This is a genomic window from Empedobacter sp. UBA3475 (assembly GCF_002378465.1).
GTDB classification, from domain to species: domain Bacteria; phylum Bacteroidota; class Bacteroidia; order Flavobacteriales; family Weeksellaceae; genus Empedobacter; species Empedobacter falsenii_B.
On the sequence record NZ_DFRA01000034.1, the window covers coordinates 1 to 10,480 of the forward strand.

Annotated in this window: 9 protein-coding genes; 2 read left to right on the forward strand and 7 right to left on the reverse strand. The window is 30.7% G+C overall.

The annotated features are described in order from the left end of the window. Positions 1–75: 75 nt before the first annotated feature. A complete protein-coding gene (locus B3I31_RS07865) occupies positions 76–723 on the forward strand; it encodes a T9SS type A sorting domain-containing protein (RefSeq protein ID WP_219035233.1) in 648 nt (215 codons plus the stop codon). Positions 724–794: 71 nt separating this feature from the next. Here the strand turns inward: B3I31_RS07865 and B3I31_RS07870 are convergent, their stop codons facing one another. The 3 genes from B3I31_RS07870 to B3I31_RS07880 all read right to left on the reverse strand — a co-directional run bounded on the left by B3I31_RS07870 (position 795) and on the right by B3I31_RS07880 (position 4,681). Further along, positions 795–2,861, reverse strand: coding sequence for a protein-disulfide reductase DsbD family protein (locus B3I31_RS07870; RefSeq protein WP_291049271.1), 2,067 nt, complete (start codon positions 2,859–2,861; stop codon positions 795–797). Continuing rightward, positions 2,855–4,162: a tRNA lysidine(34) synthetase TilS gene (tilS, locus tag B3I31_RS07875; RefSeq protein ID WP_286496179.1), complete on the reverse strand. Its 1,308-nt coding sequence runs from the start codon at positions 4,160–4,162 to the stop codon at positions 2,855–2,857. Before tilS ends, B3I31_RS07870 begins: the two co-directional genes overlap by 7 nt. Positions 4,163–4,273: 111 nt before the next feature. Beyond that, positions 4,274–4,681 carry an RrF2 family transcriptional regulator gene (locus tag B3I31_RS07880; RefSeq protein WP_219035236.1) on the reverse strand — a complete coding sequence of 136 codons (408 nt, stop codon included), beginning with the start codon at positions 4,679–4,681 and terminating at the stop codon, positions 4,274–4,276. Between the two features lie 370 nt (positions 4,682–5,051). Here B3I31_RS07880 and B3I31_RS07885 point away from each other — a divergent pair, with 370 nt between their 5' ends. After that, positions 5,052–5,486 carry a hypothetical protein gene (locus B3I31_RS07885; protein WP_286496178.1) on the forward strand — a complete coding sequence of 145 codons (435 nt, stop codon included), beginning with the start codon at positions 5,052–5,054 and terminating at the stop codon, positions 5,484–5,486. A gap of 4 nt (positions 5,487–5,490) precedes the next feature. Here the strand turns inward: B3I31_RS07885 and B3I31_RS07890 are convergent, their stop codons facing one another. From B3I31_RS07890 to B3I31_RS07905, 4 genes are all read right to left on the reverse strand, one after another. After that, on the reverse strand, positions 5,491–6,129 hold the full coding sequence (locus B3I31_RS07890) for a LysE family transporter (RefSeq protein ID WP_286496177.1): 639 nt from the start codon (positions 6,127–6,129) through the stop codon (positions 5,491–5,493). Between the two features lie 83 nt (positions 6,130–6,212). Then, positions 6,213–6,944, reverse strand: coding sequence for an alpha/beta hydrolase (locus B3I31_RS07895; protein WP_291059576.1), 732 nt, complete (start codon positions 6,942–6,944; stop codon positions 6,213–6,215). Positions 6,945–7,049: 105 nt separating this feature from the next. Beyond that, on the reverse strand, positions 7,050–9,671 hold the full coding sequence (locus B3I31_RS07900) for a valine--tRNA ligase (RefSeq protein WP_291059574.1): 2,622 nt from the start codon (positions 9,669–9,671) through the stop codon (positions 7,050–7,052). Between the two features lie 78 nt (positions 9,672–9,749). Then, positions 9,750–10,385 (reverse strand): hypothetical protein, encoded by a 636-nt coding sequence (locus tag B3I31_RS07905; RefSeq protein WP_291087874.1) that lies wholly within the window; start codon positions 10,383–10,385, stop codon positions 9,750–9,752. Between the last annotated feature and the right edge of the window lie 95 nt (positions 10,386–10,480).

Here is a 10,480-nt window from a genome sequence, read left to right on the forward strand (position 1 = left end):
TAACAAGGGGAAGATTACACTGTTACTAAAGAAATTGATGACTACGGAAAAGTTACTATCATTGTCACGCAAGAAATGATTGATGAAGCAAAATCGTATATCAAATCCAAAAATTATCCAAAACCAGTTTCTCCAGTAATGCATTACTTAAACTCATTTAATGTAAATATTTACAAAGACAAATTAAAACTTTCTGGGAAAACAGGTGAAGGTGCTAGTATTGTAACAAATACGAACGGAACGTTTTTAACTGTTGAAACTGCAAAATGGGCAAATGCTGTTGCTTACGAAACTTACAATGAAGAAGACGAATTAATTTCTGTTTCTGTTTTAGGTACAGGAGATGTTACGTTTAAAAATACATTTGTAGATTTCCCAGTCAATGCTAAAAAAGTATATGCTGTTGGTTTCGATGGCGCTAAAATACTAGTTTATCCAACTAATTTATCTACTAACGAAAGTATCAAATCTACGGATTTTAATATTGTTCCAAATCCAATCAAAAATGACTCAAACATTAAGATTACACTTAACAATTCAAAAGGACAATACAATTTAAGTGTAATTGACATCAATGGAAAAGTCATCACAAATTCGATTGGAAATATAGATGAATTGAATAAAACTATCAATTCAAAATTCAAATCATTACCAAAAGGTATCTATATTGTTACATTGAAAAATGAAACTTCAAATTACACGAAAAAGATTATTAAAGAATAGTTTAACACGTATAATTCATAAACAAAAAACTCCCGCAAATGCGGGAGTTTTTACTACTATATAAAAGATAATTATTTCGCTTTATACTTCGCGATTCCATCTTGTAACCATTTTAGGTAAACTTCTACATCAAGTTCAGCTTCTAAAGGTTTAGAAAAACGATTCAAATCTTTATCAACCAAAATATAATAAGGTTGAGCATTTGCATTGAAATGTTCAATCTCGAAAGAAGTCCATTTGTTACCAACTGTTTTCAAATTACGATCTAACGCTTTCGAAAATACTTTTTGATCTTCTGGTAATTCTTTTGCTTCGTCAACATATAACGAAACTAAAACAACATCTTCAGCCAAAATTTTCTTCACACGCTCATCGCTCCAAACACGTTCTTCAACTTTACGGCAATTTGCACACGCATGCCCTGTGAAATCTAACAACATTGGTTTTCCAACTTTCGTTGCGTAAGCTGCTGCTTGATCAAAATCTTTGAATGCAGGAATTCCATGAGGTCCAGCAACCATATTTGGATCATCAAATTTAGCTGTTGCTTGTCCACCTCCTACACCTTCGTGGAAACCTCGTGGCGCTTCAGAATAGGTCATTGGAGGTGTTAAACCACTTAATAGTTTTAATGGTCCACCCCATAAACCTGGAATCATGTAAATCGCAAATGATATCGAAACCAATGCAAATAACATTCTCGGAACACCAATTGTTTGCACAGGTGAGTCTAATTCTAATCTAAATTTACCTAAAAGATATAATCCTAAGAAGATAAAAATTGCAATCCAAAATGCTAAGAAAATTTCTCTTGGTAACCAATTCATTTGCCAAACTAAATCTGCGTTTGATAAGAACTTCAAGGCAAAAGCTAATTCAATAAATCCTAAAGAAACTTTGATTGTATTTAACCATCCACCAGATTTTGGCATTGAATTTAACCAACCAGGGAACATCGCAAACAATGTAAATGGAATCGCTAATGCTAAAGAGAAGCCAAACATTCCTACGATTAATGAATAATAGTTTCCTCCTTGCGTCGCTTGAACTAATAACGAACCAATAATTGGTCCTGTACAAGAGAAAGACACTAATGCTAATGTGAATGCCATAAAGAAGATTCCAATTAATCCGCCTTTATCAGCACCTTTATCAGCTGCATTTACCCATTTACTTGGTAATGTCAATTCGAAAGCTCCAAAAAATGAAATAGCAAATACAATGAAAATTGCAAAGAATGCTAAATTCACCCACGGATTTGTTGACATTTCATTTAGGACTGATGGTCCAAAAATAACTGTCGCCAATAAACCTAATGCAACATAAATAACAATGATTGATAATCCATAAATAAAGGCTTTTCCAACTCCTTCTCCTTTCGATTTACTTTGTTTTGTAAACATACTTACTGTCAAAGGAATCATTGGGAAAATACAAGGCATTAATAGCGCTGCTAATCCTCCTAAAAATCCTAAAGAAAAGATTTTCAATAAACCATTATCTTTCTTTTCGTTATCTGCTAATAAAGAATCATCAACTTTTTTGATTGTATCTTGTGTTGCTACAACAACAGCTGTAGAATCTTCTTGAACAGAATCCTGCGTAATTTCATTTACTGCAACAGTATCTTTTGCTTCTGTAGCATCTGCTGGCTTTGCCTCTTCTTTCGTCTCTTCAACTTTTGCGGAAGGCGTTAATTTTATCGTTCCGCTTGTTTCATCTGGTGGCAAACAACGTTCGGCATCACACATTTGAAATTCTATTGTGTACGATACATTTACAGGTTTATCACCCGAAACTTTCACTTTTTGAACAAATTTTACTTGATTTTCGTAATATTTTTCATCTTGTTCAAAAATTTGGCTGTATTTATCTATACGTTTTCCAACTTCGCGCGTACCTCCAATCAATTTTGCATTTGCAGCTGGTTTAAATGATGCACTTGCTGGAATTCCAATTCCTCCATCAGGATGTTTCATTGAATAAAGGTGCCAACCTCTATCAATTTTTCCTGTTACCTCGATTTCAAACTCATTCTGTCCAACCTCCTTCACCGAACTCGACCATTTTGCAGGACTAAATAACTGTGCGTTGACTAAAATTGGAAACAAAAAAAGTATCCAAAGTTTCTTTAACATACTGTAATGTTTAAAAAGTTTTTACTTGTTTCTGTCGTTTTGAAACGTTCATCCAAACGATGATTTACCACCCAAATAATTTGATCTTTTTGGTCACAAAGCAACCAAACCTTCTCTTTTTCTAACTTAGAAAGTTTCAAATCTTTCATAAACTTACTCAACAATTTTTTTTGACCTTTCATTCCAATTGGATAAAAGAAATCTCCCTCTTTCACTTTTCTAAGTTTAAGCGGAAACAAAATTGATGTAAAGTCTACTATTTCAGTAGCGTTTTCGTGTGGATTTATCGATTTCACGAACTTCAAATTTAACGAATTGATTTCAATTAACTCATCAAAAATCGTTAATTCATCTTCATTTTCTTCTTCTATTTTTTGCAACAACAAATTTTCTCGATTTTTAATTAATCGATAAGTTGCTGATTTTATTTCACTTCCCGTTTCTGCATCCAAAAATTTTAAAATTTCTTTGCTCGACGAAAATCCATATTTTTCGAACAAATAATGTAAAAATGTTTCTAATGGTTGAAGTTTTTTTAATGCTGAAATTTCAATTTCAATCGGATTATCTCCTGAGAATAAATCACTTCTAACTTCTCCAACTTTATTTTGTACAATTTGATAATTATCATTGATATGATTTAAACTTGACAAAAAATTCTCATCAAATTGCGGATGAAGCTCTTTTAGAATTGGTGTAATGTGATGACGAATCTTATTTCTAGTATAATCATCCGTCGCATTCGTATAATCTTCTCGCCAATTTATTTCATTTGATTTTGCATATTCCAACAAATCATTTTTTGTAAAATTTAAAAGTGGACGAAAGATTTTTCCATTATCAATTTGCATTCCAACCAAACCTTTCAAACCTGTTCCACGAGAAAGATTAATCAAAAAAGTTTCAATATTATCATCCAAATGATGAGCTGTCACCAAAACATCCAAACAATTTTGTTGTTGAACTTGCTCAAACCACTCATAACGCAAATTTCGGCAAGCCATTTCTACCGAATAATTTCCTACTTTCTGATAAGCCGCAACATCAAAACGAGTCGAATGAAACGGTATATTATATTTTCCACAATATTCTCTCACAAACAATTCATCGCCATTTGCGTCTTCTTCACGCAACTGAAAATTACAATGTGCCACCTGAAAATTTGCAGCTGTTTGACGGAATAAATCTAACAAAACCATACTATCAATCCCTCCACTAATCGCCAATAAATAACGATGCGTAGAAAAAGAACGTTGTTCTAAAAGTTCTTTAAACTCTTGTTGTATAGATCTATTTTTCATGAAATACAAATGTTCGAAATTAGGAAGAATTCTCGAAAAAGAGTTATACTTTTTTTCTTCATTCTTATAAAATTTTACAATAAAAAAGCCTGAAAAACTCAGGCTAAAGATTTATTTTAAACTTTCTAAAGATTTATTTTCAAGAATTTCTAAAGTCGAATCTCTCAATTCAACCATCACCTTATTCAATGTACAAATGCCTTCGTTAGGGCAATCATCACATTTTTCGTAGTAATTTTTACTTACACAAGGTAAAAGCGCGATTGGTCCTTCTAAAACACGAATCAAAGATGCTAAACTAATATCTTTCGCATCACGTGCCAAATAATATCCACCACCTTTTCCTTGTTTCGAATTGACAAAGCCTAACTTTTTTAAATCCAATAAAATAGCCTCCAAGAATTTTTTCGGAATAACTTCTGTTTCAGAAATTTGTCCGATTAAAACTGGTTTGTTACTTTCTTGTCTGGCCAAATGAGCCATTGCTTTTAGTCCGTATTTTGTCTTTTTTGATAACAATTCTATAAGATTTAACTACAAAAATAACGTTGATTGTTGTATAAAACAAATATAAAATTAAATCGTTGAACCGAGATTTAAAAATATTTCATCAAAAAATCAATTACCTTTTGAGTTGTAGAATTATAGGGATAATTGAGAAATTTTGAAGGTGATAAAAACCAATTGACTTTTAAAATCGGTTTCATATGTGAAAAACTCTTTCTAAATATATTTTTCGCTAATAAACAGTAAGATGACGAATATTTGCTTTATTCTTACATTGCTTATCATAAATCTCATCTATTTTCGTTTTAAAATCTGGCACATGAAAAATTTTGAACGTTAATTTAACACTATTTTAAGTATTTTTAATCCCAAAAAGCAACAAATGAAAAATAATCTTACTTTGATTGACAAATTAAATCACATCAAAAATTTATTTATTATTGGTAAAAGTGATGGTAATTTGAATGAAAAAGAGATTCAAATTATCTCTGATATTGCCAAATTTCATGAGCTTTCTGCCAAAGATATAAGTTATATTTTGAACGAGAACACGAAGTTTGATTTTACGTTGCCAAAAACCTTTACTGATCGACTTTCTTTGTTGTACGACGCTGTTTTGTTAATGGTTGTTGATTTGAATATTCATCAAAATGAAAAAGCAATTTGTATTGATTTAGCTAAAAAATTTGAATTTAATCCTCAAATTATTGATGAATTAATCGAAGATATTTTGAGTTATATTTTAGAAGGAAAAGAATGCGATGAAGTGATGGAATATTTGCTTAAATACTCGCATCCAAAGCAAAATTTGAATTAAATTTTTATTGAAAAAGTTGATAAATCGTTAACAAAGAAATCACACTCGTCACTCCTCCTATTACATAGTTGATATTCTTTAAAATAAACGAATCTTCTTCTGATTTTGAATTAAAAAATTTCAGATACAGACCAAAAATAATCATCGAACCAATAACGACTCCTAAAGCAAAAACTGAGCTATTTGGTTGTCCAAAAACATTAACATTATACGAAATCAACGTTGCGCTTAAAAATACATAAAAAGGTATTGGAAAAACATTTATGGCAGATAACAATAACCCATAGATGAATTTATTTTTCTGTTTTACATTACCTTGTTGTTTTAGCTTTTTATTCTTATTTTTTTGATCTTGTTTCTTTGCAAAAAAGAGAAAATAAATCGTAATAATTACAAAAACAGCTAATCCAACTTCCCTAAAAATTTTAGTAACTTCTTCATTAAAATCAATAAATTTTGCCAGAAAAATTGCCAAATAAACCTGAATTGCAATCGTAATCGCTGTTCCAGACATAAAACTATATGCACTTTTAGTTCCTTCTTGTTTCCCAATTTTTACCACCGTCATATTCAACAATCCAGGAATGGATGATCCAATAAAAGCTGTGAAAACTCCGATTAAAAGTAGTTCTAAATACTGCATTAATTCTTTTTAAAAAGGTTTGCAAATTTAGACAAACTTGTTGGAGAAACCTATTGAAGTAATATGAATCATTTAAAAAAATATTACTTAAACATCCATATTAACGCTGATTTTATTGAAGAATTGAAAATTGTGAAATGATTTTGCGAAGGATCATGTAAATAATTCCAATTTGATTTCAAGTTATCTTTTTCGCGTAATTTTTCTACAAATTGATCTGTAAACTTTGAAATTGAAATAGTTTTAGAACTTGAAATCCAAATCTTTTTATTTTCTAATAGATTAAAATCAAATTTTTTACAATAAGAGTCAAACAATTCGTGGTTATTCCACCAAAGCGAAGGATCAATTGCGATATAAGAATCAAAATAATGCGAAAAATAAAACAATATATCCATTACCAATAATCCGCCTAAAGACTCACCAACAATAGTTTTCGAATTATTTGTATAGTAATTTTTCGAAATATAAGGAAGTAATTCTAATATAATAAATTTCTCAAAATATTCTGCATTTCCATATTCTGGAACCCATTTTTTATCTTTTGCAATGTATGTATTTCTTGTAAAATCTAAATTTCGATTAATATTTTCAATTCCTACAATCATCAATGGTTGAATATGATTTGATATAATTAACTCATCAATTAGTTTTGATATTTGCTTAAATTTTTCATTAATTCCGCCATCTAATAAATACAAAACAGGCAAACTTTCATTTATAAAACGCTCTGGTATCCAAACAAAAATATTTCTTTCTTGGTTTAAAAAATCAGAATACAACTTTTTCTTTTTGTAATTTAATTCGCTTGACATTTATACTTTTTTGAGGCTTTATTAAAGTTAATCGAAAAAAATCAATAAAAAAACCACTCCAAAATTTGGAGTGGTTTTTCATATATTTTAAAAATTAAATTAAAATTACAAAGCTTGTAACTGCTCTTCAATTTGAGCAATTTTAGATAATGCATCAGCCTCTTTTTTACGTTCTGCATTAATCACTTGTTCTGGCGCACCAGCAACAAATTTTTCGTTTGATAATTTTTTACGAACCGAGTTTAAGAAACCTTGGTTGTAATCCAACTCTTTTTGTAATTTCTCACGCTCAGCTTCAATATCGATATTATCAGACATCGGAACCATAAATTCTAACGTACCAACACGGAAAGCAAAACCTTTTTCTGGTTTATCACCTGTATTGAAATTAGAAACATTTCCTAATTTAGAGAACACATCTACATAAATTTCATTCGCAGCTTGAGCATCAGCAAAAACTTCTAATGCTTCTTTTGGTGACATTCCTTTTTCTGAACGTAATCCACGAATAGCAGTTGTTGCTTCTTTTGTATTTTCAAAATTCTTGATAATCTCTTCATTGAAAGATGTTACTTCAGGATATTTAGAAATAATTAAGGCTTCGTTTTCTGTTCTTTCAGCAATTAAATGCCAAATTTCTTCTGTTAAGAAAGGCATAAATGGATGTAAAACTTTCAATACATTATCTAAATAAGAAATTGTTGCTGCATAAGTTTTTGCATCAATTGGCTCACCAAAAGTAGGTTTAATTGCTTCTAAGTACCAAGAACAGAAATCATCCCAAATCAATTTATAAATTGCCATCAATGAATCAGATAAACGATATTGATCGTAATTATGTTCGATATCTGCTAATGCTTGTTGGAATTTATTTTCGAACCATTCAACCGCTTTTGTTTGAGCAGAAATTTGTTCTAAATCTTCTTTCACTTCCCAACCTTTTATTAGACGGAAAGCATTCCAAATTTTATTCGCAAAATTACGTCCTTGTAGACACAAATCAACATCGAAAGGTAAATCGTTCCCAGCAGGCGCTGTTAGCAACATTCCCATACGCGTAGCATCTGCACCATATTCGTTCATCAATTCGATTGGATCTGGTGAATTCCCTAACGATTTTGACATTTTACGCCCTTGTTTATCACGAACAATTCCTGTGAAATATACATTTTCGAAAGGTAATTCGTTACGATACTCATATCCAGCCACAATCATACGCGCAACCCAAAAGAAAATAATATCTGGACCAGTTACTAAATCTTGTGTTGGATAATAATAATTGATTTCTTCATTTTCTGGCTCATTGATTCCGTTGAAAACAGAAATTGGCCATAACCAAGAAGAAAACCAAGTATCTAACGCATCTTCGTCTTGACGTAAATCTTCGATTGTTAATGTAACATTTCCTGTTTTTTCCTGTGCTAATGGTAAAGCTTCTTCTTTTGTTAGAGCAACAACGAAATCTTCGTTTCCATCACCATAGAAAAATGCAGGAATTTGGTGTCCCCACCATAATTGACGAGAAATGTTCCAATCTGTTACATTTTCCATCCAATTACGATATGTATTTTTAAATTTCGCAGGATGAAATTTAATCGTATCATTCATTACATTTTCTAAAGCTGGTTTAGCTAAATCTGTCATTTTCAAGAACCATTGATTTGAAATTTTAGGCTCAATCACCGCTCCTGTTCTTTCAGATGTACCAACTTTATTATTATAATTTTCTACTTTTTCAAGTAAACCTTTTTCTTCTAATTCTTTCTCGATTTCTTTACGCGCTTTGAAACGATCTAATCCAGCATAATTTAATCCTAAATCATTTAATTTCGCATCATCCGTAAAAATATCAATAAAATCTAAATTATGTTTTTTACCTAATTCGTAATCGTTCACATCGTGTGCAGGCGTAACTTTAAGACATCCTGTACCAAATTCGATGTCAACATATTCGTCTTCGATAATATTTACTTTACGACCAACGATTGGAACAATAACTTGTTTTCCTTTCAACCATTCATATCGCTCGTCATTTGGATTGATACAAACTGCAGAGTCACCAAAAATTGTTTCAGGACGAGTTGTCGCCACAACAATATATTGATCAGTTCCGTCAACTTGATATTTTAAATGATATAATTTTCCATTTTTATCAACATGAATAACTTCTTCGTCAGAAATATTTGTCTTTGCTTCCGGATCCCAATTTACCATACGGTATCCACGGTAAATTAATCCTTTGTTATATAAATCAACAAAAACACGTTGAACAGATTCAGATAAATCTGGATCCATCGTAAATTTCGTACGATCCCAATCGCAAGAAGCTCCTAACTTTTTTAATTGGTCTAAAATAATTCCACCATGTTTATGCGTCCAATCCCAAGCGTGATTTAAAAATTCTTCACGACCGATATCAAATTTAGAAACACCTTCCTCTTTTAACTTCGCAACAACTTTCGCTTCAGTAGCAATTGAAGCATGGTCTGTACCTGGTACCCAACAAGCGTTAAATCCACGCATACGCGCACGACGAATTAAAACGTCCTGAATCGTATTATTTAACATATGTCCCATGTGCAAGACACCTGTTACATTTGGTGGTGGAATGACGATTGTGTAAGCTTTTCTTTCATCTGGAGTAGATTTAAAATACTTCTTCTCCATCCAGTATTCATACCATTTTCCTTCAACTTCCGTTGGCGTATATTTAGATGCGATTTCCATTATTTATATATGACTTAAAATAAATTTGGGCAAATTTACACAATCTGCCCAACATTTCTAAGATATTATATAATTTGTTTATTTATTCAATAAATCAATAAGTTTAATTAAATCTTGTTCTTTTTTTATGCTAAGTTTATTTGTACTTACAATTTGATTTACGTCTTTATCTGTAAAATCTTTAAATTTTTTAGTTGAATTTGGAACATTATACATTTTATCACTATAACCAATCAATAATTTCTCTTGTTTAAAATAATTTCTCTTATTAGAAGCATTTAAACCACCAGCACCAAGACCATCTACTCCATCATTAGATAATTTTCTATAAAGTACAATTTTTCGATTTAAAGGTGATAATACTTGTAAATATCTTGATGTTAATGTACCCCCATCAATATAACTTACATACTTAAGAATTTTACCATCATCGAATCTAATAGTCTGGTTTGATAATTTATTCATTTTATATAAATATCCATCTCTTAAAAACTCTAAATCGTCTAGTAATGCATTATATCTAAAATTCTCCTTTTCTTTGAAACCATCTATACTTGCAGGAAGAAAATTAACATTAAAATATTCATCTTTATTAGTAACTCCTTCTGTATATTTCTGTTGTTTTACTTCTGCAACAATAGTTTGTAGATTATATTCATTAACAGTAGCTGTAGAAGACATTTGTGCATTAGTAAAATTGTAAACTAGAAGCATTATTGTAACAATTATTCTTTTCATATTAATATATATTAAACCGGTAGTACATTTGTATTAGATTGAATATAAAAGTTGTACAACCTGCTAAAACG